The organism is Lacimicrobium alkaliphilum, assembly GCF_002591895.1.
GTDB classification, from domain to species: domain Bacteria; phylum Pseudomonadota; class Gammaproteobacteria; order Enterobacterales; family Alteromonadaceae; genus Lacimicrobium; species Lacimicrobium alkaliphilum.
This window is the reverse complement of record NZ_NISX01000005.1, coordinates 212,758-237,179: the sequence shown is the minus strand read 5'-3', so window position 1 is coordinate 237,179 and position 24,422 is coordinate 212,758. Positions and strand designations below refer to the sequence as shown.

20 protein-coding genes are annotated in these 24,422 nt (G+C 48.3%); 7 read left to right on the top strand and 13 right to left on the bottom strand.

What is annotated here, in order from left to right; all coding sequences use genetic code 11:
* From CDA54_RS19695 to CDA54_RS07110, 4 genes are all read right to left on the bottom strand, one after another.
* Nucleotides 1-185 (bottom strand): hypothetical protein (locus CDA54_RS19695; RefSeq protein WP_218962380.1); only part of this gene is annotated, 185 nt, incomplete at its 3' end.
* Between the two features lie 208 nt (nt 186-393).
* Nucleotides 394-825: a universal stress protein gene (locus tag CDA54_RS07115; RefSeq protein ID WP_099034291.1), complete on the bottom strand. Its 432-nt coding sequence runs from the start codon at nt 823-825 to the stop codon at nt 394-396.
* Between the two features lie 546 nt (nt 826-1,371).
* Nucleotides 1,372-1,503, bottom strand: a complete 132-nt coding sequence (locus CDA54_RS19935) for a hypothetical protein (protein ID WP_268235314.1) — start codon at nt 1,501-1,503, stop codon at nt 1,372-1,374.
* 95 nt (nt 1,504-1,598) lie between these two features.
* Nucleotides 1,599-1,778, bottom strand: coding sequence for a hypothetical protein (locus CDA54_RS07110; RefSeq protein WP_099034290.1), 180 nt, complete (start codon nt 1,776-1,778; stop codon nt 1,599-1,601).
* Nucleotides 1,779-1,833: 55 nt separating this feature from the next.
* Between CDA54_RS07110 and CDA54_RS07105 the strand changes: the two genes are divergently transcribed.
* The 4 genes from CDA54_RS07105 to CDA54_RS07090 all read left to right on the top strand — a co-directional run bounded on the left by CDA54_RS07105 (nt 1,834) and on the right by CDA54_RS07090 (nt 6,405).
* Nucleotides 1,834-3,741 (top strand): M1 family metallopeptidase, encoded by a 1,908-nt coding sequence (locus tag CDA54_RS07105; protein WP_099034289.1) that lies wholly within the window; start codon nt 1,834-1,836, stop codon nt 3,739-3,741.
* A 130-nt stretch (nt 3,742-3,871) separates the two neighbouring features.
* Complete coding sequence (locus tag CDA54_RS07100) at nt 3,872-4,096, top strand: hypothetical protein (protein ID WP_099034288.1); 225 nt, start codon at nt 3,872-3,874, stop codon at nt 4,094-4,096.
* Nucleotides 4,097-4,340: 244 nt separating this feature from the next.
* Entirely contained in the window at nt 4,341-4,742 is a 402-nt protein-coding gene (locus CDA54_RS07095) for a hypothetical protein (RefSeq protein ID WP_099034287.1), read from the top strand.
* Between the two features lie 355 nt (nt 4,743-5,097).
* Nucleotides 5,098-6,405 (top strand): methyl-accepting chemotaxis protein, encoded by a 1,308-nt coding sequence (locus CDA54_RS07090; protein WP_099034286.1) that lies wholly within the window; start codon nt 5,098-5,100, stop codon nt 6,403-6,405.
* A 19-nt stretch (nt 6,406-6,424) separates the two neighbouring features.
* Here CDA54_RS07090 and CDA54_RS07085 read toward each other — a convergent pair whose 3' ends face one another.
* Together CDA54_RS07085 and CDA54_RS07080 are read right to left on the bottom strand one after the other, a co-directional pair.
* Complete coding sequence (locus CDA54_RS07085; protein WP_099034285.1) at nt 6,425-7,147, bottom strand: DUF6445 family protein; 723 nt, start codon at nt 7,145-7,147, stop codon at nt 6,425-6,427.
* A gap of 209 nt (nt 7,148-7,356) precedes the next feature.
* Nucleotides 7,357-8,265, bottom strand: coding sequence for a LysR family transcriptional regulator (locus tag CDA54_RS07080; RefSeq protein WP_099034284.1), 909 nt, complete (start codon nt 8,263-8,265; stop codon nt 7,357-7,359).
* A 157-nt stretch (nt 8,266-8,422) separates the two neighbouring features.
* Here CDA54_RS07080 and aptA point away from each other — a divergent pair, with 157 nt between their 5' ends.
* The gene (aptA, locus tag CDA54_RS07075; protein WP_099034310.1) at nt 8,423-9,757 is read left to right on the top strand and encodes an omega-aminotransferase AptA; all 1,335 of its coding nucleotides are present in this window, start codon (nt 8,423-8,425) and stop codon (nt 9,755-9,757) included.
* A gap of 20 nt (nt 9,758-9,777) precedes the next feature.
* A complete protein-coding gene (locus CDA54_RS07070) occupies nt 9,778-11,259 on the top strand; it encodes a CoA-acylating methylmalonate-semialdehyde dehydrogenase (RefSeq protein WP_099034283.1) in 1,482 nt (493 codons plus the stop codon).
* A 441-nt stretch (nt 11,260-11,700) separates the two neighbouring features.
* On the opposite strand, the gene CDA54_RS07065 is transcribed toward CDA54_RS07070, so the two are convergent.
* The 7 genes from CDA54_RS07065 to CDA54_RS07035 all read right to left on the bottom strand — a co-directional run bounded on the left by CDA54_RS07065 (nt 11,701) and on the right by CDA54_RS07035 (nt 21,907).
* Nucleotides 11,701-13,050, bottom strand: coding sequence for a KamA family radical SAM protein (locus tag CDA54_RS07065; RefSeq protein ID WP_099034282.1), 1,350 nt, complete (start codon nt 13,048-13,050; stop codon nt 11,701-11,703).
* A 318-nt stretch (nt 13,051-13,368) separates the two neighbouring features.
* Nucleotides 13,369-14,208: a hypothetical protein gene (locus tag CDA54_RS07060; protein ID WP_099034281.1), complete on the bottom strand. Its 840-nt coding sequence runs from the start codon at nt 14,206-14,208 to the stop codon at nt 13,369-13,371.
* A 96-nt stretch (nt 14,209-14,304) separates the two neighbouring features.
* On the bottom strand, nt 14,305-15,897 hold the full coding sequence (locus tag CDA54_RS07055; RefSeq protein WP_099034280.1) for a hypothetical protein: 1,593 nt from the start codon (nt 15,895-15,897) through the stop codon (nt 14,305-14,307).
* On the bottom strand, nt 15,894-18,563 hold the full coding sequence (locus tag CDA54_RS07050) for a hypothetical protein (RefSeq protein WP_099034279.1): 2,670 nt from the start codon (nt 18,561-18,563) through the stop codon (nt 15,894-15,896). Before CDA54_RS07050 ends, CDA54_RS07055 begins: the two co-directional genes overlap by 4 nt.
* A gap of 61 nt (nt 18,564-18,624) precedes the next feature.
* Nucleotides 18,625-19,248 (bottom strand): PEP-CTERM sorting domain-containing protein, encoded by a 624-nt coding sequence (locus tag CDA54_RS07045; protein ID WP_099034278.1) that lies wholly within the window; start codon nt 19,246-19,248, stop codon nt 18,625-18,627.
* 278 nt (nt 19,249-19,526) lie between these two features.
* Nucleotides 19,527-21,563 carry a tetratricopeptide repeat protein gene (locus CDA54_RS07040; protein ID WP_099034277.1) on the bottom strand — a complete coding sequence of 679 codons (2,037 nt, stop codon included), beginning with the start codon at nt 21,561-21,563 and terminating at the stop codon, nt 19,527-19,529.
* A gap of 110 nt (nt 21,564-21,673) precedes the next feature.
* Nucleotides 21,674-21,907: a hypothetical protein gene (locus tag CDA54_RS07035; RefSeq protein ID WP_099034276.1), complete on the bottom strand. Its 234-nt coding sequence runs from the start codon at nt 21,905-21,907 to the stop codon at nt 21,674-21,676.
* A 372-nt stretch (nt 21,908-22,279) separates the two neighbouring features.
* Between CDA54_RS07035 and CDA54_RS07030 the strand changes: the two genes are divergently transcribed.
* Nucleotides 22,280-24,343, top strand: a complete 2,064-nt coding sequence (locus CDA54_RS07030) for a TonB-dependent receptor (protein ID WP_099034275.1) — start codon at nt 22,280-22,282, stop codon at nt 24,341-24,343.
* Nucleotides 24,344-24,422: the final 79 nt, after the last annotated feature.

Genomic DNA, 24,422 nt, shown 5'->3' with positions numbered 1-24,422 from the left:
CAAAGTGGAATCCCGCCCTGGGTGATCAGATCGTTCGCCAAAACAAGACCCGTCAGGAAACGCCATGAATGCCCACGCCATGTTGACCAAAAACAAGAGAAAACAAGAGGGTCAGAGACGTTGATCCCAAAAATTTCCACCCACTCAAGCTGTTCCTTGCCCAACCTACCAAACTTCCCAGCCAATTTCCGCTTCTCGCTCTATGCAGCCTTACAATGCTTTGCCAGGGGCGGTTACGTGCCATGTGCCATCACTGAGGATTTGATCTGTTGCCAATCTCGAGGATAGACAGCCTCATTAACTATGAGCCCTTGTCTGAGCTAACATTTTTCAAATCGCTGCAGATTTTTACCCCGTCGAATATCACAATCGGACAAGAGATCATCGTCAATTTTATTTTACCACTAACACAGGGCAATCAGCTTTATTGGCAATCGCTTCTGCAACACTTTCGTGCAAGAAATGGGACAGTCCTGTTCTTCCATGGCTGGCAATCACTACCATACCAATTTCACCGCTGTTGGCCTCGGCCAAAATCTCTTCAATGGCGTCACCGCGTCGAATAACTGTTTCAATCTCTAAATCAGTATTTAACTGAGCTAATAACTCGTGCATTTTAGCCGCAGCAGCATCTTCCATATTTTTAGCTAACTCTTCGGGAGTTATTGAAAGAATCATATAATTCTGATCACCCAAAGGCTGACCTACAACGTGTAAAATACGAATGCCCACTTGATACAAATTCGCCATTTCAATGGCATATCGCAAAGCATGTGACGCAGTATCAGAAAAATCAGTAGGCCATAAAATATTACGTGTTCGCATATTATCTTCCTCCCCAATGTAAAGTGTGTTTTTGCAATGACACTTGCCGCCTGACCAGAACAAACCCGGCTCAATCTCAACAGGTTAAGCATAGTCAGTAGCTGATTACATTTTAGTGATCATAATCAAATTTACTGCAATCTATACGGGCCCTGTTGATCAATTCGTCTACAAGTTGGATTTACCCTTAACCCTTTGGGCTTAGCGGATCGTCCCACTGACTGGCATCCCTAATGAGGCCATCTGTTCAAAATGGCAACCCGAGCCATAGCTTCGACCACTTGCGCGTCATAGTCATAATCCCGCAGACGAAGCTTGTAACCGTTCAGGGATTTGGAATGAAAATAGTCAGATCTGATTTAACCACTTCCAGTCATACTGACTTCTAACTAAGCTACCAGGTTCCCCGAGACCGTCAGAAATAGGCTCACAGTCGCCAATCACCCTAACTAGCTGCTCAGTGTTACTCACAGATTTTTCTCCTGAGCATTCATGTATCTGCCTGGCGGGCTACTCCTTACATTGAAAGTCGGAAGGGATAACCTGCTACATGCCTGCAATATCTTTTTGAGCCTGCCTGGCCCCGAGGTAACAGGTGTTTATCTGTTGCAGAACAACATCTGATTTTCCTTTAAGCCCCGGCACGTCTAACCAGTCTGCGAACGTGTTCTTTACCATCTCATGCTCCTGCAAAGAGCAGGCTGTTAAGAAATTATAAGGGAACCATTGCAGTTGGTCAGGTTAGGGCAGGGCGATGCAATTCGATAATTCAGTCAGTTACTGAACACCAGATAAAGCATCTGTGTAATCAGTAATATCATCACTAGCGGCCAGACCCAGCGGCTGATTTTTCCCATTTGTTCGTCTGACATGCGCACTTTGGAGCGCTCCAAAAGGGGGATAATAATGACCAGCGCCAGAAATAAAAAACCAATAATATAGAATACCGTCATATGACCTCAATTTATGGCAAAATGTTTTCTGTCATCATAACCATAAGGATAAAAGATGAAAGCCATCCATAGCGTATTGTTGCTCAGTGCGACACTTTTCCTCGGAGCCTGCGATTCAGGTACCCAGACAACCGGGCAGTCAACTGCATCTGACGACGCACCCGTTGCCACAACAGACAGCCCCGAAACGATTGAGGCGCAAAAAGATTATCATTCTTTTGCCAACCCGGATGAAATACGTGTTACCCATCTGGATCTGGATCTGGACGTGGATTTCGCCAATAAGGTGCTCTCTGGTGAAGTGATGTTGCAATTTGAACGCAGCAAGCTAAATGCTTCGATATTGATGCTGGACACCCGCGAGCTGGATATTCATGGTGTAACGTCTATGGGCCAGCCAGTGGAATACAGCCTGGGTGAAACTGATCCACATCTTGGTACGCCGCTACAGATAAAGCTCCCTGCTAATGCACAACAGGTAAGCGTACAATACAGTACGTCACCCCAGGCATCTGGCGTACAGTGGCTAACGCCTGAACAAACTGCGGGTAAGCAGCACCCGTTTTTATTTACCCAGGCCCAGGCTATTCATGCACGCAGCTTTATACCCTTACAGGATTCGCCTCAGGTGCGGGTAACGTACAATGCCAGAATTCATACTCCTGAAGAATTACGGGCTGTTATGAGCGCTGCCAATGATCCACAGGCCGAGAAATCAGGCGTGTATGAGTTCACCATGCCACAACCTATTCCGTCTTATCTGATTGCACTGGCTGTGGGGGATCTGGAATTTAAAGCCATGGGCGAACGCACTGGCGTGTATGCTGAAAAAGAGATTCTCGACGCCGCCGCGAATGAATTTGAAGATACTGAAGCCATGCTGATTGCCACCGAAGAGAAGTTTGGCGCCTACAGCTGGGACAGATATGACCTGCTGATCCTGCCGCCATCTTTTCCTTTTGGTGGTATGGAGAATCCCCGTTTGTCTTTTATTACGCCCACGGTGATCGCAGGAGATAAGAGCCTGGTGTCTCTGATTGCCCATGAGCTGGCCCATTCGTGGTCAGGTAATACTGTAACCAATGCCACATGGCGGGATCTTTGGCTGAACGAAGGTTTCACCACCTACCTGACTTACCGGATCATGGAGATGATCTATGGTGAAGAACGGGAGCAGATGGAGTTTGTATTAGGGATGGAATCTTTACAGGCGGATATCGAAGCCTTGCCTGAAGAGGACGAAATTCTTGCTATTGATTTGCGCGGTCGTGATCCCGATGAAGTATTTTCTGATATTCCCTATGAAAAAGGTGCACTTTTTGTTCGTGAACTGGAACAAAAAGTCGGGCGCGAAGCCTTTGATAAGTTCCTTATGCAGTATTTCACAGACTTTGCTTTCGAGAGTATCACTACAGATCAGTTTGTCAGCTATCTGGATCAAACACTGTTGAAAGATCATGCCGATAAGTTGTCCCGTGAGCGTATTCATCAGTGGATCTTTGCACCGGGTATTCCAAAAAATGCGCCGGATGCTGAGTCCGATGCTTTTGTGAAGGTAGACAAAGCCAGAGAACAGTGGCTGCAGGGAGAAATTCAGGCTTCGGATATTAGCACCGGTAACTGGAACACTCATCAGTGGCTCTACTTTCTGAACAATATGCCCGATGCTTTAAATGAAGCGCAGATGTCAGAACTTGACGCAGCCTTTAATCTTACTCAGGCGGGCAATAATGAGATTGCGCACAGCTGGCTGCTGATGGCGGTGAATAATCAGTACCAGCCGGCCTATCAGCGTCTTTATGATTACCTTACCAGCATTGGTCGGAATAAACTGGTCAAGCCTTTGTACCAGGCTTTGTCACAAACACCTGAAGGTAAAGCTTTTGCCAAAAAAGCCTTTGAACAGGCGAAACCCGGCTATCATCCGCTGACGATTAAGGCTAATGAAGGTTTTGTGAACTAAAAATCATCATTCGGATACCTGGCCGGCAGCTCTGCTGGCCAGTGAAATTGCTCAAAAACTGACCTGGATCAATACAGGTTAATCATGGCGGGTTAGGCTGAGTTGCTACGCAGATAGTTTCGGGTGCCTTATGACCAATCTGATGTTCATAAAAGTCCTTAAAATGATCATGATCCTCGGAATTACCCTGATTATTATCGGGGTCTTTCTGCATTTTAGCCCGGCAGTCCAGGCTATGGGTGTTAGTGGTATTCTGCTCAGTGCCTTTTTTGTCGCTTTTGGAATGATTCTCTCCCTGCCCACTAAGATATATCTGACTTTTTTATTGATGAAAAACGAATCAGAAAAGCATTAACCTCACAATCTGCCACTGTGCACGATCTAGAACTTTGGTCGTAGTCAGCGTGGTATTCACAACTAAAGCCCTTCATCAATCAAAAAAATCAGGCAATATTAACCACTTATATCTCTGTTTGTGGATCCAAAAGGCTAGCGCTAGGCTGCCTCCCCGGATAATACAGATGTATCCCTGGCATAAGGTGAGGAGGACAGAGAACTCCTTGTTGCTGAGTATTTCTAACGAAAAGAAAGGAATGGTTATGAATCAGATTAGAATATTGGTCATCTTTTTGGCATTAACAGCTACCGTGGCTGGTGCGAGTGAACTTGAAGGAGCATGGGAACTGGTTTCCGGTGAGTATGTTGACCCAAAGGGGGAGCTGATTGATTACCAGGCTATAGAAATGAAATCCCTTAAGGTTATCTCCGGCTCTCACTTTAGTTTTACGTCAATGAAAGGTGATGAGTTCTGGGCATCCGGCACTGGCACCTATGCATTTGAGCAGGGCAATTATACAGAAACATTGGGTTATAACTCGTTTGGCGTTAAACCCGGTGGCACGTTTTCCTTTAAATCAAAGGTGGAAGGAGAGTATTGGTATAACAGTCGCTGGGAAGGCGATAAGCGGGTTGAGTATGAAGTCTGGCAAAGAATCAAATAGATAGCGTTAGTAGCGTTTTAGGGGCAATTACACGCCTGACGTCGAGACTGTAAGATCTTTTGTGTAAGTGGCTGTTTATCATAGTGATACGCGGTCACTGTGCATAATCATAAACTGGCTCATAGCCGCTTTCCAATCCCTAATTGGCATTGTCCATTTCTTCGATATCTGGTGAAGCGCCAGATAGAGTATTTGCATCCTACCAACTCAATACCTTCCAAGAATTAGGTGAAGCTGTCAGTAAAAATACTGATCCATTTCCAGGCCTCTACTGTATAAATCGGCTTAATATAATTTTATGGAATATAAATAGACAAGGAAAGCATTTACCTATTGTGCAGTAGAGGTGAAGTTAATGTTTAATCGTGGCCTTGTGAAACAGATTGACCAACTAGAGCGTGAAGTAAGTGAGCATCGTGCCCTCGTGCACTCGATTCAAAGTAATGTGGCCTACATTGAGTTCACCCCGGCCGGAGAAGTATTGATGGCTAATTCCCGGTTTCTTAGTGTGATGGGATATCAGCAAAGCGAGGTTATTGGCAATCATCACCGCATATTTTGTGAACAGGATTATACCCAAAGCAGGGAATATCTTCAGTTTTGGCAGGATTTGCAAGATGGCAAAAGCAAGGCCGGTACATTTCAGCGAAAAAACAGCAGTGGCGCGCCGGTATGGCTGGAAGCAACCTATTTCCCCGTTACCCTAAATAATAAGGTGGTAAAAGTGATTAAGATTGCAACTGACGCTACCAGTGAATATGTGTCTTTGCGATCACAGCTGGCGGTTTCAGAGGCACTGAACAAAAGTATGGCGATTATTGAGTTCACCACAGACGGTAATATCGTTAAAGCCAATGCTAATTTTAAACGGACGATGGAGTGCACCGACGCGGACATTGTGGGCAAGCATCACAGGATATTTTGCACCGATAAGTTTTATCATGAGTACCCCGATTTCTGGCGCGAACTTCAGGATGGGAACATCAAAACCGGTCAGTTCGAGCGAATCAGTCTCAGGAATAATCGGGTTTGGTTGGAGGCCACCTACAACCCCGTAACGGATGAAAACGGCAGGGTCGTGAAGGTTATTAAATTTGCGGCGGATATCTCTGCGCGCGTTGAGCAGTCATTGGCAGTGAGTAAAGCCGCTGAAGTAGCTTATTCTACGGCTGTTGAAACGGCTCAGATAGCTGTGCAGGGGGCGGATATTCTTGACAATGCCATTAGCACCTCGAGAGACATTGAGAGTCAGGTTTCGGAATCGGTGGAGGCTGTTGAAGAGCTTAATCAGCAGTCAGAGCAAATTGGTACCATCGTTTCCACGATTAATTCAATCGCAGAACAAACGAATTTACTGGCCCTTAATGCCGCGATTGAAGCGGCCCGCGCCGGGGAGATGGGCAGAGGTTTCGCAGTGGTGGCGGATGAAGTCAGGCAATTGGCTTCCCGCACCAGTAAATCTACGCAGGAGATTACCCAGGTGGTTAAGCGAAATCAGGTTCTGACGGAAAACGTTACAGACCAGATTTCTTCAATATCACAAAGAGCCAGGCAGGGACATGAATTGACTCAGCAAGTGGCGCGGGTCATCGCGGAGATTAGCGACGGTGCTGAAAATGTGTCGAAGACTGTTTCCGGTCTGTCCCGGGATCAGGTTAGTTAAGCCTGAATACCTGTTTCTGTTACTTAAATTCAATAAACAGGTTAGCGGTAAGTCTGCCTGTTTCCGGGTCGGGATTAATATCTGTGTTCGAATCGATCAGCCCTGAGTGAAGCAAGGTGCCGGGATAGATCATCAGTCTGTTCTGACAGTATTCCACGCTGTCTATACGTTCAAAATGACTGTCAGTTTCTAACTGATAGCGCGCCTCAGGTTCGCCATGAGAAGCCATATGCGCTTCAGCATTTTTTCTGAACTGGTCAAAGCGCGGGGCGGTGATATTCTCAAACCCGGTAGGTCGATGTCGGAAAAATGCGGTTCCCCCGTGGGGCTCTGGCGCCAGATAGTGCATGATAGCAAAATAGTAGGGTGACAGATTGTCGAAGTGTGGAACCCGTTGCAATCGGGTAAGTTTATCGGGCGGCGTTGTTACCAGCGAATAATACATATTCAGGGGATACATTTTTAAATGCCCGGGTATCTGATATATGTCGGTTATCAGGGTATAAATGGCTTGCAGCAATTTCTGTGTATATACAGAGGGTAATGGCGCACGTATACCGGGGTAAGCGGCTTTTTCGGGTGCACTAAACGGCATCTTGTATGCGTTACTACGCAAGGGGTGCAGATCGTGGATAACATCATCCAGAACAATCACGGGAGTCCGCTCCAGTCCTGGTGTCAGTATTGTTACTTTTGCCCCCTGATTGAATGTAATGTCGTTTTGTTCTGATAAGTCAGGCATTATTGTGCTGTTATCCGGCTAATTGTTAGCAAAATAGAATATCCAATTGTGTTGCTTTCGATGTCTGCGTGTTGGGCCACTGGCAGGGCTGTATATTCCGGGCAAACGATAACATACTCCGATGAACAGCAGCTATGGCGCCTCAGGTACCCGATGCCTCATAACATGAGATTGCCTGTGCTGACGGTCACAGTTTGACTCGGCAGACCTCAGGCATCTGTCATGCCCAGTGCATCCAGAAACACATCCAGTACCCGCCGGTTACGCTGGGCCTGGCGGGTGGCGATATAAAAATCTGTGGTCAGACTGAATTTCCGGGGCAGGATAGCACGCATCTCGCCCTTATCTACCCAGCGGCTGGCGTAGTGGTCGGGTAAGAAGCCGATATATTCGTGGGTCAGCACCAGAAAAGCCACGCCATCACGGTTGTTGGAGGTTGCCGCAACATCCAGATTATCGAACAGCTGCGGCAGGTTCATCTGTTCGGCATAGACGGGCAATACGGCACTGCACTGTTGAATATTTTCAAGCTTATCGCTTTGGTTAAACAAAGGATGCTGCTCTGAGCAGTACAGCGAACTGGTTTCGCTGTACAAGGGGCGCAGTTTCAGGCCATCTATTGACGTGAGGCTCGGCATCACCCCTATATCGAGTTCACCTTCGAGTAACGCCAGGGTGATATCAGCCGGGTTGCTCATGCGGATATTCACTTTAACTTCACTGCTGGTTTGCTTGAGTCTGGCCAGCGCCTGACTGATAGTGCGATGGGGGATGCTGACCAGATTATCGATAATGCCGATATTCAGCTCACCCTTGAGTACAGAGTAGGTATTGTTCACCTCTTCCTGGAACTGCTCGGCAGCGCTCATCAGCCTCAATGCAGCTTCATACACGGTCTGGCCTTCCAGTGTCAGGCTGAATCCGGCCCGGCCCCGGGAGCAGAGCTTCATGCCTAAGCGTTTTTCAAGATCGGAAATATAGATAGAAATGGCTGAGCGACTTAACCCCAGTATACTCTCAGCGCCGGTAAAGCTGCCCGCCTGGACTACGGCAAGAAAGGTTTTCAGCAGTTTCAGGTCCAGATTACTGACCTGGCGCAGTTTTCGTTGATTGAGCATGACGGCTGGGATTCTTAGTTTAAGTAAATCAAAACTGAACTGTATCAGTTGTGAATTTATCCGCACAAGTTTTTGTCATAAATTAATCACAACGATAAAAGAGGATCATAGTAAAACAACAATCCTTATTCCGGCAGAAACACAACAGGACAGCATTATGTCGAGTCAAACTAAGCCTACCCCTGAATCCATGCGCCATCACTGGCTGGCCTTTACCAGTAACCGGCGTTTTCATCAGTCGCCGAGGCTGGTCAGTAAGGCAGAGGGACTGTTTTACCATACACCGGATGGCCATAAGCTCTATGATAGCCTGTCGGGTTTGTGGTGTTCGCCTTTAGGCCATGGCAATCAGGCCATCAAAGAGGCCATCACCAGGCAGTTAGATGAGCTGGATTATGCACCAGCCTTTAATGTCAGTCATCCCAAGGCTTTTGAATTATCAGAGAAACTGGCAGCGCTGGCGCCCGGTGATCTTGACCATGTGCTGTATTGCAGCTCCGGCTCAGAAGCGGCCGATACCGCGCTGAAACTGGCTCGCGCCTATTGGCGGGCCAAGGGTAAACCGGAGAAAAGTAAATTCATCGGCCGGGCCAAAGGCTACCATGGTGTCAATTTCGGTGGCATTTCCGTCGGCGGCATCGGCCCTAACCGCAAGAGCTATGGTCAGACACTGGATGCCTACCATTTGCCTCATACCTTGCTGGCAGAAAATACTTTCAGCCGTGGCCTGCCCACCGAGGGCGATCACCTGGCCGATGCCCTGAATCAGATTCTCGAAGTGCAGGACGCCAGCAATATTGCCGCGGTGATTGTCGAACCTATGGCCGGTTCTGGCGGCGTTATCATTCCCTCGGCCGGTTATCTGAAAAGGTTGCGCGAGCTGTGTGACAAGCACGATATTCTGTTGATTTTTGATGAGGTGATCACAGGTTTCGGGCGCATGGGCGAAGTATTTGGGGCCGATTATTTTAATGTGCAGCCGGATATGCTCACCTGCGCCAAGGCGCTGACCAACGGTGTGGTGCCCATGGGGGCGGTGATCACCAGTCAGGAAATCTATCAGACCATGATGGACCAGCCCGGCGATGAATACAGTATCGAATTTATGCATGGCTATACCTATTCCGCTCACCCTCTGGCCTGTGCCGCTGCGCTGGCCAGCATCGAACAGATCGCCAGCCCTGCGATGATGGAGCAGGTGAGGGCCTTAAGCGAAGTATTTGAAAATGCCATTCACGATCTTAAGGGCCTGCCGCTGGTGGAGGACATTCGCAATATCGGTCTTGCCGGTGCGGTTCAGATTGAAATGGACCCGGCTCATCCTCTTAAACGGGCCAGCGACATCAGTGCCCGCTGTTGGGAAAAGGGCGTGTATGTGCGCTTCGGTGGCAATAACTTAAGTTTCGCGCCGCCTTTTATCAGCCAGCCGCAGGACATTCATGAGATTTTTGCCCGGGTGGCCGAAGCCATTACCGAGTACGCCAAAGCTTAAAAACTTATTAAGGATTATTAATGCAAACACTTTCCCATTGGATAGATAACCAGGCCTTTACTACCGCTGAACCTGTGCTGGAGGATATCAATCCGGCTAATGGTGAGATCCTCGCCACTGTGCCACTGGCCTCACAGGAAACGGTAGACAAAGCCGTTGCCAGCGCAGTAAAAGCCCAGCAACACTGGGCTGCCACCCCGGTACATAAACGCGCTCAGGTGATGTTCAATCTGCGCGGATTGATCAGACAGCATCAGGATCAACTGGTGGAGCTGATTAGCCTGGACAATGGCAAAACCCTGGCCGATGCCAGAGGCGAACTGCAACGGGGCCTGGAAGTGGTGGAATACGCCTGCGGCGCGCCCGAACTGTTAAAAGGCGAGCATAGCCGTCTGGTAGCCAGCGATATCGACAGCTGGTCGGAATTTCATGCCCTGGGTGTGGTGCTGGGGATTACGCCCTTTAATTTTCCGGCCATGGTGCCACTGTGGATGATCCCCATGGCGCTGATATGCGGCAATGCCTTTATTCTTAAACCCTCGGAGAAAGTGCCGCTGGCCGCAGCCAGATTAGGTGAGTTACTGGCAGAAGCGGGTTTACCAGCCGGAGTATTTAATATTGTGCATGGTGGCCGTGATACCGCCGAGGCGTTGATCGATCATGTTGATATCAAGGCCGTGAGTTTTGTCGGCTCTACCGTAGCCGCCAGAGCCATTTACCAGCGCGCGGCTGGTGCAGGTAAACGGGTGCAGGCGCTGGGTGGCGCTAAGAACCATGCGGTTATTATGCCCGATGCCGATCTGGAAAACGCCGCCGCCACTTTGATTGGTGCTGCCTTTGGCGGCACCGGACAGCGCTGCATGGCCATTAGTGTGGCGGTCTGTGTGGGTGAGGATACCGCTGACCGGCTGATTCAGCATCTGTTGCCGAAAATGGATGAGCTGAAACTCTCGGCGGATAATAATCAACAGGCGGATATGGGGCCGCTAATAGATCAGATTGCGGTAAACCGGGTGAATACGATTCTGGGCGAAGCCAAAGAGCAGGGCGCACATCTGGTGCGTGACGGTCGCGACTATGCCATGTTACCGGCTAAGGGCTGTTATGTGGGGCCGAGCCTGGTGGATAAGGTGACCGATTCCATGAGCTGTTATCAGCAGGAAATCTTCGGCCCGGTGCTGAGTCTGGTCAGAGTCAACGAGCTGGATGATGCCATCAGTCTTGCCAATGCCCATATGTATGGCAACGGTGCCTGTATCTTTACCGAAAGCGGTGCGGCGGCTAATCGCTTCAGCAGTAGGGTTGAAGCCGGTATGGTGGGGGTGAATGTCCCGCTGCCGGTGCCCATGGCCTTTCACAGCTTCGGTGGCTGGAAACAATCTTTGTTTGGTGATTTACATGCTTATGGCCCCGATGGGGTGCGTTTTTACACCAAACGTAAAACGGTTACCCAGCGCTGGTTAAAGCAGACCGGCCACTCTACTGCATTCGGGCAGTTGTAGAGCTGTCAGCCCTCAGTTATCAGTGGTCAGAAAAAGCACGGAAGAGCAATTTAACCACGGAGACACAGAGGGCACAGAGAAGTGAAGGGTATTAAACCATCAATATCTCGGTGGTTTATATTGATCTCGCAGAGGCGCAAAGACGCAGTGGAATAGGGGCTGGTGCAAGGCGAGGGTATCCCCGGATTCCGCTTCGCTGCATCGCGGGCTACAGGATCATGCGTTGTTCGTGGGTTTAGTGTTTTTCGTGGTCGAAGGTTTTTTCCCATTAACCACTGGAAGAGAATGATTCACCACAGAGAACACGGAGGTATGGTAGTTTAAGTGGTCAGATATCAGCCTCAGTTGTCAGTTCCCAAAACTGAAGACTGAGAGCTGGCAACTGAAAACTCTTCTGACTCTGTTCGCTCTGTGCCTCTGTGGTGATTAATATCCGGGCGTTTAGTCGGCTTTTAACATAGCCTCGTATTCATCCTGCCAGAAGAACTTTTGTTCGCCGAAGGCGGGTTTAAGGTCATTCAGCCAGGTAGCGGTTTCGTCATACTCTGCGAAAAACGGCAGTTGTACCCAGTCAGGGTTACGGGCCTGGATAAAACGCAGTACAAAGACTTTCTCACCTTTAATTTCAGCCACGCCCGAGATCTCAACCTTGCCGGGGCCTGCACTCATTGATGGCCCGCGTACGGTGCGACTGACACCGGATACCTGCTTATAGGCCTGGCGGAAAATCTCCCAGGTCTTATACAGCGGGATCTCAAAGTAACGTTTGGCACCGGTATCACGCTCGATAAACATATAGTAGGGCACGATGCCGAGCTGGGTCTGTTCCTTCCACATGTTTGCCCACATATCGGCGTCGTTATTGATGTTATTCAACAGCGGTGCCTGAGAGCGGATTTGTGCGCCGGTTGCACGAATACGGCGGATGGCTTCACGGGTGATATCGGTGCGTAATTCCTGCACATGGTTAATATGGGCCATAAAGGACACATGTTTGCCCGCCTGTACCAGCTTGCTGATGAGTTCCAGCAATGCGTCGGCATCTGGGTCAGTCACATAACGAAAGGGCCAGAAGGTCAGCGATTTGGTACCGATTCTGATGGTGCGGATATGGTCAAACTCCGGCTGAGTCAGGGCCTCAAGGTAGGCCTGTAGTTTAACCGTACGCATTACCATGGGGTCTCCGCCGGTGACCAGCAGATCTGTGACTTCTTTATGTTCGCGCAGATACTGATGCAATTGTTCGGCATCATTATTATTAAAGCGGGTGGCTTTACCGACAAACTGGGCCCAGCGAAAACAGAACGTACAATAAGAATGACAATACTGACCCTGCGCCGGGAAAAACAGCACGGTTTCACGGTACTTATGCTGCATGCCTTCGACCCGTTCGCCATCAAGCTGTGGCACATTATGATCCGTTTGCCCGGCCGGGTGGGGGTTGAGTCTGGCACGAATATCTTCGGCCAGCGCCATCACCTGCTCTGAAGTCGGATCGGTGCGTAATAATGACGCCATGCGGGCATAGGAGTCATCATCCAGCATACCGCGCTGTGGGAAGGTCAGCTGGAACAGCGGGTCGTTCGGTACGTTGTCCCAGTCAATCAGCTCATCGATAACAAAGTTATTAACACGAAAGGGGAACACGCTGGCCACCACTTTCATCTGAAAGCGCAGGTGTTCCGGCAACTGCTTTAGCTGCTCGATCTTATCGATTTGTCTGTGCTGATAGGCCTTGAAGCCAGGCGATCTGTAGCTCTGTGCGGACTGTATCTGAACGACTTGCTGCATAGGTTTCCTTTAATTAGGGGTGCAAAATGCAGCGTACTCTAACAAAATTACATTGGGATTTCAGTGCTGTAAAATTAGCCCTGTTATGAATCCTTTACAGTGCAGGTTGTATCTCCGCGTTCCCATTAAGATCAATATGTTTGAGCACTAACCTTTCAGACTCATCTGGCCAACGAGAGGTTTATTCGGCGTTACTAAAGAACGCTTCAAATTTGTTATCCAGCTGGTCACTGTAGAGCTTTTGTATTTGCGCATACGGCAGGTGTTTTGGTACGGCCATTAAGGGCGGCAATTTTGTTTGCAAGGCCATAAATTCAGTCATGCCTTTGTTTGTGATTGATTGTTAGTGATGGTTCGCAGTTTTTGTCTGATTACCTCTGCCGCATCGTTGAGCCCGACCAGTTCATAAACCCCTTTATAACCAGGCTGCGCATTAAATAGCTGTTGCTGAGCGTTGATGTTGTCCAGTGCCTGTTGCAGAACCTCTCTGCTGGCAGGTTCAAGGGGGAGTTGGGTGCTATTCAGGTATTGCTGTGCGGGTAAACTCTGCAAAGAGACCAGTTGAGTGTTAATTTCCACATCCTTATCGCTGAAATGGATTAAAGTCTGCTTTATTTTCTCGCTGATAGTATTGATAAACTGGCGTTTGTGGGTCTGAATGTCGGTCAGTTTTAGCGTATCAGCCTGGTTATCCAAGGTATGACTCGCATTAGATGAGATGTCCTGTTTCAGCGTGGTCAGGTTTGATAAAATTGCCTGGCGTTGTTGCTGATTAAGTAAAGCGTCGGCTGCTTTTGGCGGATGCTGTTGTAACTGGTGAAGCAGGTTATCAAGGTACTGCTTTTGATCTTCGGCCAGCCCCTCCCATGAGGAAACCTGAACCCAACAAGGGTCAACACTTCTGATGCATTCTTTAGCCAGCCTGAGTCCTTCACGGATACCTTTATTACCAGTTTCCGAAGATGTAAAACCGCCGTGTTTAATGCTCACCCTGGCGGTAATCTCTTCCAGGAGTTGCTGCTGTATATGGCGCAGTTCATTGTAGAGCTGTGTTATATTGGTCGCTGACGACGTTTCTGCTGATAAGCAGGGCGCTTTTTGGTGCGATTTCCCTGCTTGCGGCAATACGCATCTGAGCCATTCTGTTAGGCGATTCATAACGGATTCACAGCAGATGACTCAAACCTGAGCATCATCCGACGGGAGGCTTGCCTGATTTCTTGTTCTGCAGGGTATGAATTTATTCTGCCCATGTTATCCGCCACCGAATTGCCGGTTATATTGCTGGCGGTGGGCCTGGTAGCTAAGCATTTGCTGCTCCAGTTTGCGCATCGTAGCGCTGTCACATCCGTAATTATCCATCGCGCTGCTGAGGCCCATCGTCACATCCAGGGTCGATAACCCTTGTTGCTCACTGCCTGCCTTTAATGCTTGTTCTGCTATTGTCGAAATACCCAAACCGCGGGTGCCGATACCTGCCAGGCCAAATTTATCGTAAAGTCTCCTGGGTATTAACAGGTAATCGGTCTCCAGGTGTTTAGTAAAATGGACAACGCTCCCAAATCCATTTTTATACTCAGTGCTGACTTCGGTCGTTAACGTAATTTCTATCGGGTTATCGCCCAGACAACCCGGATATGCGGCGCTGTAGTATGCTGAATAAACCGTTATCAACTTATCAATAAAAGTGAAAGCCCGATATCCGGTATCCTGCAGCGCTGTCAAAAATTCCAGCGGGGTTCCTTTTGCCAGCTCCCGGTTGGTTTTGCTTAACCAGCCGTCTTTAAACTGATTCGAAGTCTGTAACTCCAGGCTTATCGCCTGTTGAAAGTTACCGTCATAAATGGCGGTGAGATAACTACAGCCGCTATAGCCATCAAAGGGGCTGTCGTTGCGGCATTGATGCAATCTGGCGACTTCCTGCTGATAACGATGCTGTTCTTCGGTTTTGCGTTGCTGGCGCTCTGCGTTCCGTTGCTGGAGCTCTGCGTCCCGTTGCCGGGCTAATTCCTCGCGGCGGAGTTTTTCCGTTTCTAAATGGCGGCTATACACTTCATTGGCTTTGTCCTGCACCGTTTTACTGATCAGTTGCACCGATGACAAAACACCTGCCGGTGTGCGGCCATAATGCTTAGCACATTGCCGGGTTTTTTGATGCAATGCAGTGGAGGTTGTTCTGAGTGCTTTTACCCAGGGTGTTTCTTCATTCATGCTGCTTAAACTTTGCCATGTGCCCTGTTGCAGGGTCTCGGCCAGGTTCACTGAATCCGTGCTGATATCACAGCTTTTCAGGCAACTGTCTCTGAACAAGGATTCGTGACAGACATTACCCAGCGACGACAACTGTGGTGCCAGTTGTTTCAGGTTCTCGGCGTAATGTGCAGGATTATTTTGTAATTGTGGTGCAGGCTTGCCCGGTTGTGGCATTCGGCCTTCATGCAGGCTTTTTAGCAGCAGAGCAAAAGGTTTAAATTCCTGAGGGAAATCACGCTGCCATCTTTGATTGCATTGTAAGGTGCGTTGTACCAGTGTTTTAAGACTGTTTTTTATAATCGTCGGATTTGCCTGCCGGTTGATATGGGTCGACACACCGCTGACGGCTTCATCTAATCCGCCACAGGCGGATTTACACTGAAAGGCCTGCGCCTGATTATGAAAGCGACTGGTGCAAATCTGCTCCAGCTTGCCAGCGAGTATCTTCGCATTGCCCACATCCAGACGATTGTCTGCTGTGAGTACCTGCAGCTCTGAGGCAGAGCTGGCATCAAAGCTGGCATAAGAGCTGGCACTGATGGCCAGTACTGTCATCAGGTGCGCCCACTTGAGAGTTGAGTAGCCTGATGTCATTGTGGGAACCCTTTTGAACAGGCTGTAAGGGCTTCGGAACCGGCTCTTTTTTGGTCAGCGCGGGTGAGTCTGCCTGATTGGGTCACCAGTTTTGCATAGGTATTACCGTAGCATTCGCAGTCAGTTTTAAGAGAAGTTCCGTATTTTTGCCGACCTGTGCATTCCTTATTTTTGACTTTTGCTATTGCGGTTAAATCAAAACATTGCGCCGAGGTGTTTTTGTGAATCTGGTAATCATCTAAAGCTGGATTTGCGGCTTTTTGTTTGACGTAGGCATCGGCTAAACATTCGCAGTTATAGGTATTCGCCGTTCCATCTCTTAAACAGCGTCCGTATCGTTCCATTTTCAGCGCTGAGCCTGATACTTTCGCTTTTTCAATGGTCTGCTGTTTGTCTGCCTGGCCCCCCATGCGCTCTATCAAGGCTTGTTGTTTTTGTTGTTTTTGTTGTTTTTTATAGTCCTCCATCGCTTGTACGATTTTTTGTTTGTCATTGATATCGATACCCGTTATCTGCTGGTATTCATCGGCGGTGAGTGTAGCAAAGTGATTTTTCGCCGATTCCTGATCAGAGCTGAGCCGGGCAGCTAATTGTTTGAGTTTTTCATTAACAGAATACAGGCCGTAGAAATCGAGGTAGTCAACACCCTGGAACTTAATATATTCGTTATATACAGTCCCTCTGGTGTTAACCTGTAACTGCCCTTTGGTAATAACCTGTTGTACTACATCACCACCAATGGAGCTGGCCGTAATTAAATCATCAAAGCCGGAACGGGAATTGGCCACATAGTTAAATTTGTCATTGCAGGTGCTGATGGCGATACGGGTTTTGTGGAAATGGTCATAGCCCACGTTCACAGGATCTTTAATGAACGCTTGCCACAAAGAAGATGCCTGCTCACAGGCTAACATGTCGTGCAATTTAAACGACGTTAACCGGACTTTTGGCACATCATTCGCGCGGGGTTTATTTGTCTGTACAAGTTTGGGCATATAAGCATAAACATAATCAATACCGTGCAAGCCAGTTTTTGTCATTTCCATTTTATACGGACTGGCCAGAGTGATTTGATGCCTGGCACTCATAGCAGCAGATTTGAGTGCATCCTGTGCATCATTGACTTCCTGCTGATGTTGTTTTAGCCATTGGGTGAACGGTTCTTGCTGCATGACGGCTTTGTAATTGGCAACGTATTCTGCGTTTTTCCCCTGATTTTCAAATTCATCTGCCCGGGTCTGCGCATAGGTTGCCCATGCAGGCAGCCATTGTGCCGGTGTCATTACGCGGTCAGGCGGACAGTCCCTGCACGTTGCGCGACCGCTTAGTGGCGCTTGTGATACATGTTGTTCTACCCATGTTTGATAGCTTTCCCGGCTGGTCATTGTGTCAATGTCGGCTTGCAGTGCAGGGGTGAGCTCGTTAAAGCACAGGCGATGCAAATAAGCAGAAGGGATATGATAATTTAACTCGAACCCGTGTCTGCCAACAGGCATTATCCAAAGGCGATCCTGATTAAAATCTTTCAGATAGCTGGTGTCGCAACGTCGGGTTAAGGCCTCGACTAACTCCGCTTTACTCCCATAGTCACTGAATTGCTCCGCTTTGCGTCGCCATTGATTAGAATCGAGCTTATCTTTAAGAGTGTTTAGTTTGGTCATGGACTGTTTCACTTGGGCAACGTGAAAGCCGTTTTTCCTGGCCTCTGCGGCGATCGCTTTAAATTCAGGCGTATTAACAAACAGCTGTTGTGCCCCGGTGAACGTCAGCTTTTGCGGAGCATCGATGGCAAACAAGCGCTTTAGTTTATCTGCCAGCGTTTCGTCTTCCTCAACCAGCAGCTCATCCAAATCCAGACTGGGTGCCGCTTTAGGCGGCCACTTGCCGTCTTTTACTTCCTGAGCTGCGGCATAGATGGCTTTGTAAATATCCGGGGTAGGGCCTTTTTTGAAGTGGCCTTCTAAGATGTAAAAACACATGCCTTGTTTAGAAAGGGTTCGTTCCAGCTGTTGTAAATTGGATGCCATCAGACCTTTGTATTTCATTATATCCAGGCCAGTGGCTGATTTGCTTTTCTCTGCACTGTGCAGGTAATTTTCACTGTACTCTTTTACCTTATCGGCTCCCTGTTGGCATTGATCCCGGCAAGTACGCAGGGTGACATCACCAGGATTGTTCAAATGCGTGTCACAGAATTGCGGCAAATGGCTGTACAATTGATGCACTTTGTTGATATCCAGAACACCATCAGCATCGTGAATATTGGTATCCACTTTAGACGGCGCCGAGTTGGCTTTGTTAGTTGTACTGGCTTGTGTTTGTTCAGCTTTAATAATTTGGTCAATGTTGCTGTCTACCATCATCAGCGACATATAGGCATTCATATGCGCCGGTGAACTTTTTCCTTGTTTGTCATTTAACAATGTACTCCTGCAGTTAGTCGCACTTTGTTTAAATTGCTGAATATGACCACTCACCCCAGGCAACTTAGCCAGAGCCTTTGCCTCGGCTGAACAGGTTTTTTGACAGTCTTTGGAGCATATCTTTGCGGCGTCATTCAGGATGGTAATAATATCCTGCGCTGTTTTCGGTGTTGTCATCGCCAGCGCTGGCAGACCGAACATTAGGGTGGCTGCCGTAAAACAGATGACCAGGTAATATTTCATTGTCGCTCTCCAAAAAGCAGGTAGTGGTATTGTTCAGCCTTGCAAGGGCATTTATTCAGACTTATATCGATGATTCACAATCAAAGGACGACTTCGAGTGACGGCGAACTAACACCATTAATCCCATTGAGAATAAAATCAAAGTGGCGGGTTCAGGGATCGTGGTTCCCTGCTCATTGTCCGGGTTGTTGTCTGTGCCTGCTACCGACCAAACGGCCCAGGTCGCGGTATCCCAGTAAGGAAGTGACAAATCGATATAGTCGTTGGTTGAACAGCAAGCGACGCCATCATGATATTCTTCAGGCCCATTGGTGGCGGCATGAAACTCAATTTGACCCACGCTATTGACGTCGTAAGGCGTGTAAGCCCAACAGAAATTGTGGATATCTTCACAGCCATTGGTTCTGGTGGTGTCCGTGTCAAAAATACCGATAAAAACCTGATTAACCAGCGCCCAGCTTGCCGCAATGGCTGCGCTTTGTGTGTTAAAGGTGAAATCTGCATTATCATCACAACCTGAAAACACGTCGATACAGGTGCCATCTTCAAAGGCGACATCAAATAAGTTCCCATCGACTTCGACATTGGTGGCGCCAAGCAGATTGCCGGCAATGTCGGTAATCAGGCCTGCCTGGGTTATACAGCTAAACCCGAATAGCATCATAGCCATTACTAGCTTTTTCATTTTGTATTCCTTAAGTTTGTTAACGTTCGGTTCCGTCAGAGTCCAAGGGGCCTCTTAGCGTTCTGGTGCAACACCTTTAGGCTGGTGTTGGTAAAATGATTCTTGCACAAAAATAATCAATAAAAACAAAGCAATAAAGTTAACTGCCGTTAACTACGGTTAACTTGCGTTAGCTGCTGTCAGGGAGATGGCGGAGGATATAAGGATGATGATAAAACCGGGGAGAGAGGTAACTCTCCCGGTGTAAAAGCATGAATAATTATTTCTGAGGATTGATATCAGGTTGCCAGTGGAGCCAGAATCGGGTCTTTTACAAAGCCCGGGCACATAGCCCCTATTCTTTGGTAGATTGGGCGGGCAGGCTCATAATGGTTCAGCATCACATAGGATAGCATCAGCCTGACCATGGCATTGGGGGTAGTGGCTTTATCTGCTATTTCGTTCAGTTCATCCAGCAGTGTCTGGCGTACCGGATCGCTGATAACCTTGTTGTCGATATAGGCATCAGCGACTTTTATATAGACCAGCTGAATATCGGTATTGCCCGGATCTTTACCCGACAGGCGCAAACGTTCGGCAATTTTCAGGGCCTTAGCAAAGCTCTCATGGGCAACCTGTTGATTGCCATGTGCCTGATAAGCCAGGGCCTTGGTGATCCAGGGATCAAAATGGCCATCCACCTGTTCGGTATCCAGCAACGCCATGCCGCGCTCAGCATATTCCACGGCTTTATCGGTTTCACCTGAAAACTGAAACAGTGAGGCCAGTTGGTGCTCAATGATCCAGCTTGGGTCGCGTTCCAGTTCGGTTACCTGCAAAAACGCCTCTTTGGCTTTGGGCATTTCACCCTGGCAAAAATACATGGTGCCGATATTGTTCAACGTATTAAAGTTTGCTTCCTTACTTACCCCAATCTCAAGTGCAGCGATAGCCTCTGATGGCTTACCCAGGCGGTACAATAAGTGGGATTTGATAAAGTAACCTCGCCAGCCATCTGGCTCCAAATCAATGGCAGCATCGAGAACATCGATGGCCTCAGCAAATAAATCGGGTTGCTTCTGCAATACAGCCTGTTTTTCCAACACTTTAGATTTACCATACAAGGCATCGGTAAAGCCTGGATTAAACTGCAAAATTTGCTCATAGTAGTGCATCGATTCATCTAACTGGTCGTGACCCCTGACGTAATTCGCCATGCCTTGCAACGACTCTTCAACCGCAGCTATCTGCACACCTTTCTGACAGACCTCTTTGGTATCAGCAATCATCTCGATATCACTGCTTAAACTGGCTTTGCGCAGCAAGGTGGTGCACAGCGCTCCCTGTGCCCGGGCGAAATCACTGTCCAGTCGTAATGACCTTTGTAACCGGCTTTCGGTGCGGGATAAATTAGCCAGGGTGTTTTCCTGATTGAAATACTGCATCGCCAGCATAAATTGCTGCAAGGCTTCGGTATTTAATGTCAGCCCGGTTTCTGCTTTTATTTCACCTGATTGCAGGTAGTTGACAAAGGCATGGGTAATCCTCTGGCCGAGCAGGGCCTGGATATCATCCAGTGAGGCCGTTAACAACGCGTCACTGTAGAGTAAAACCCGCTGTTGTTGATTGATAAGGTAAACCTGCAATTGCGTGTAACGCTCAAGTTCACTGGTTTCCCAGGTGAGAACGTAATCCGATTCTAAGGTTTTGCTCCAGTCGAGTTTATCCTGCTGCAACAACTGCTGTTGCGGCCAGTTTTCCACAAGCCGGACCTGTGATCTGAACTGTGTCGTTAATTCAGTTTTCAGCGCAGAGTCGAAGGAACCAGGGGATGCCACTATTGCCAGTTTTAACGTGCTGATATCCCGGTTTTGGATACGGGAAGGGGCCGTGGATTCAACCGGCGCCGACTGCCCGAAGTATACGCCGACAATAATCAGTAACGGAATAATCAGCCACGCACTGCGCTTCCAGCTCAGGCCAGGCTTAGTGGTCTGATTGCCCGGTATGACCGCCTGTTCTCCTGCGGCAGGTGCGGGCTCGGGCAGGCTGTCCTGGTGTTGGTTGTCTTCACTGGTAAGGTATAGCTGGTAGGCGGGTACACAAAGGGCTTCGGCGATACGCTCAAGTGACATAGGCTCTACAGGCAACTGACGAAAGGCCCGGTTCACCATGTCCTTAGGTGGTGCGTCTAATTGCTCTTGCTCGGCAATTTTCCGGGCCAGGGCTGTCTGAGTTTTAAACCCGGCCGCCAGCATTGCCCTGTCGAGTTTACTGCGTGATGCTCTGATACCGCGCTTACGGGAAGTATTACTGTCCTGACCTGAAGTGCTCACAATCGACTCGCCATTGCTTGATCAATGCCTGATATGTTGACTACCATTCACGATTAGACATTATAAGTCAATGATTATCATCGTTATTTGTGGCTTAGCACAAAGGCCCGTCAAACCCCGGATATATTCCGCTGCGGGAAGTTCAGTTGGAACAGTGCGTCGTTCGGCACGTTGCCCCAGTTAATCAGCTCATCAATAACAATGTTGTTAACACGATAGGGAAAGACGCTGGTAACCACTTTCATCTGAAAGCGAAGGTGATCCGGTAACTGTTTAAGTTGCTCGATTTTATCGACCTGTCTGTGCTGATTGGCCCTGAAACCAGCCGAATTGCAGCGTACCATAACAAAATGGCCAGGAAATTTTAGTGTAAGGGAAATAGATCTTTTCTACTGCTTTTCACTCTGGAAACAGCCTTATTGGATAGAGGACAAAGAAACAATTCCCATATAAATTAAATCGAAAATATCACTTATCCGGTCTGAGATTTTCAGTTTAGCGCCAGCTTGCCCACCACAGCGAAACCTTTGCGGCCAGTATCCGGAATTGTCCGATCACTGGGATCCTGATGCTACAACTAAGTTATTTTCCGTTGCAGCAATGTTGCTTTTGTCTTCTATACTTTGATCACAAAAATAACTCCCTGATTTGTACGAGCTTCATCAAGTTGGTATCGGCAGTAGTTCAGGGCTCACAAGGATTTCACGGAGGAAGTGATGAAATGCACTTTTCCTTTTGTATCTGCCGCTTTAATGCTCAGTTTCGCAGTTTTTTCCCAACAGCCTGATAACATGGAAGTCATCTATGTCACCAGTGAAAGAGTGGCCAGATCAACATTACATACACCTTATTCTGTAGAGCAATTTACCGCTGAAGATATTGATGCGGGGCTTTACCGAAGCTTGCCGGATATTTTTAAAGATGCCGCTGGCGTGATGGTACAAAAAACGGCTTATGGACAAGGCTCCCCCTATATTCGCGGTTTCACCGGCTTCAGAACCTTATTTCTGGTAGACGGCGTACGTTTGAACAATGCCATCTTCAGAGAAGGACCCAATCAATACTGGAACACAGTCGATGCCTTTTCGGTAGGTCGTATGGAACTATTGAGAGGACCCTCTTCGGCCCTGTATGGTGCTGATGCTATTGGCGGTACAGTGCAGGTATTCAGCACCAGGCTGGATACCGATGTTTACCGTTCTGAACAGCGGATCGACTACTTTTATCGTGGAGCCAGTGCTGAGCATTCCAATATTCTGCGCAGCAGTCTACGTTCGGAAGCTGCAGGGCAAGCCTTTATGGCCGGTGTAACACTTAAGGATTTTGGTGATTTGACCAGAGGCCGCGGAATTGAGCAACTCAATACAGGCTACGATGAGTACAATCTGGATGCGAAATGGGTAAGAACACTGAATGAACAATGGCAACTGACTGCCGCGACGTTTTACACTGAGCAGGATGACGTTCCACGTACCCATCGGACGATTTACTCCACGTCTTTTGGCGGTACCAGTTTGGGTAATGAGCTGAGACGGGATCTCAGTCATAAACGATTTATGGGCTATGCCCGTCTTAGTGCCGACAAGCCATTTGGTGTTGTGAGTGACTTACAGGTGACGCTGTCCTGGCAAAGTCAGCAAGAGCGTCGTGACAGAGAAAGAACGAATAATCGTTATGATGCGCAAGGTATTACCACCGATACCCTGGGCTTTCAGGCTCAGTTCACCTCTGAATATGCCGACACCAGTTGGGTTTACGGACTGGAGAGTTATATTGATAGTGTGGATAGCTTTTCCACTGGCAATCCAGTTCAGGGACCAGTAGCCGATGACGCCCAGTATCAATGGCATGGCTTATACCTGCAGGGAAGAACAGCACTGACATCCGGACTGGATTTGCTGGCGGGTGCCCGGTTTAATCATATGCGCGTCGATGCGAACAAGGTCAGCGATCCGGTAACCGGTGATCCTATTGCTATTGAAAACCGTTGGAGTAACACGGTATTTAATCTGATGTTGAATTACCGTCAGTCAACATCGCAGAGTTTTTACGCTGGTATTTCGCAGGGTTTCAGGGCACCGAACCTGTCAGATCTAACTCGTTTCGACAGTGCTCGCAGCAATGAGTTTGAAATTCCCAGCACGGATCTCAAAGCAGAACATTTCACTAACTACAGCCTGGGCTACAAATTTTATCAGGCTGAGGCGATGGTGGATGTCTCGGTATTTTTTACTGATATAGAAGATCAGATTGAACGCTTTGTAACAGGTAATATCAATGCTGATGGTGAGTTTGAGATAAGTAAGGCCAATATTGGTGACGGACATGTAAAAGGATTGGAATTAAGACTCGGCTATGCCATCAGCAAAGAATTTAAAGGTTCGGTGCTGGCGGCTTATGTCAGTGGCAAAGTCGATACCTTTCCGGGTTCGAAGCAACAGCTTACCAGCGAATATCCCAGCAGACTGATGCCGACTTCTGTGCGTTTTGCACTTGACTATGAGCCTGTGCATCAGGATTGGGGGGGACAAATGCAGTGGTATCTGGTTGAGCGTGCCGACAGACTGTCAACCAGAGATATGGGCGATAGCCAACGCATTCCGCAAGGAGGTACGCCAGGCTACGGCGTGTTAAATCTTTCCGGTTTCTATCAGCTCAGTCATAAACTGAGAGTGCGACTGGAAGTGGAGAATTTGTTTGACAAGGATTACCGCATCCATGGTTCAGGTCAGAATGAGGCAGGCCGTAACTTTATTCTGGGGCTACAGGGAAGCTTTTGAATAACAGTTTCAGAACACAAAGGTGATGCAGATAGCAGTCGTGTCTCAGAAGTAAAAAATGCTGCCCCCGGGCAGCATT

Bases quoted from the DNA above. Each gene is read 5' to 3' on its own strand.
- CDA54_RS07115 (WP_099034291.1), bottom strand. From the start codon at position 825: ATGCGAACACGTAATATTTTATGGCCTACTGATTTTTCTGATACTGCG.
- CDA54_RS19935 (WP_268235314.1), bottom strand. From the start codon at position 1,503: ATGGTAAAGAACACGTTCGCAGACTGGTTAGACGTGCCGGGGCTTAAA.
- CDA54_RS07110 (WP_099034290.1), bottom strand. From the start codon at position 1,778: ATGACGGTATTCTATATTATTGGTTTTTTATTTCTGGCGCTGGTCATT.
- CDA54_RS07105 (WP_099034289.1), top strand. From the start codon at position 1,834: ATGAAAGCCATCCATAGCGTATTGTTGCTCAGTGCGACACTTTTCCTC.
- CDA54_RS07100 (WP_099034288.1), top strand. From the start codon at position 3,872: ATGACCAATCTGATGTTCATAAAAGTCCTTAAAATGATCATGATCCTC.
- CDA54_RS07095 (WP_099034287.1), top strand. From the start codon at position 4,341: ATGAATCAGATTAGAATATTGGTCATCTTTTTGGCATTAACAGCTACC.
- CDA54_RS07090 (WP_099034286.1), top strand. From the start codon at position 5,098: ATGTTTAATCGTGGCCTTGTGAAACAGATTGACCAACTAGAGCGTGAA.
- CDA54_RS07085 (WP_099034285.1), bottom strand. From the start codon at position 7,147: ATGCCTGACTTATCAGAACAAAACGACATTACATTCAATCAGGGGGCA.
- CDA54_RS07080 (WP_099034284.1), bottom strand. From the start codon at position 8,265: ATGCTCAATCAACGAAAACTGCGCCAGGTCAGTAATCTGGACCTGAAA.
- aptA (WP_099034310.1), top strand. From the start codon at position 8,423: ATGTCGAGTCAAACTAAGCCTACCCCTGAATCCATGCGCCATCACTGG.
- CDA54_RS07070 (WP_099034283.1), top strand. From the start codon at position 9,778: ATGCAAACACTTTCCCATTGGATAGATAACCAGGCCTTTACTACCGCT.
- CDA54_RS07065 (WP_099034282.1), bottom strand. From the start codon at position 13,050: ATGCAGCAAGTCGTTCAGATACAGTCCGCACAGAGCTACAGATCGCCT.
- CDA54_RS07060 (WP_099034281.1), bottom strand. From the start codon at position 14,208: ATGAATCGCCTAACAGAATGGCTCAGATGCGTATTGCCGCAAGCAGGG.
- CDA54_RS07055 (WP_099034280.1), bottom strand. From the start codon at position 15,897: ATGACATCAGGCTACTCAACTCTCAAGTGGGCGCACCTGATGACAGTA.
- CDA54_RS07050 (WP_099034279.1), bottom strand. From the start codon at position 18,563: ATGAAATATTACCTGGTCATCTGTTTTACGGCAGCCACCCTAATGTTC.
- CDA54_RS07045 (WP_099034278.1), bottom strand. From the start codon at position 19,248: ATGAAAAAGCTAGTAATGGCTATGATGCTATTCGGGTTTAGCTGTATA.
- CDA54_RS07035 (WP_099034276.1), bottom strand. From the start codon at position 21,907: ATGGTACGCTGCAATTCGGCTGGTTTCAGGGCCAATCAGCACAGACAG.
- CDA54_RS07030 (WP_099034275.1), top strand. From the start codon at position 22,280: ATGAAATGCACTTTTCCTTTTGTATCTGCCGCTTTAATGCTCAGTTTC.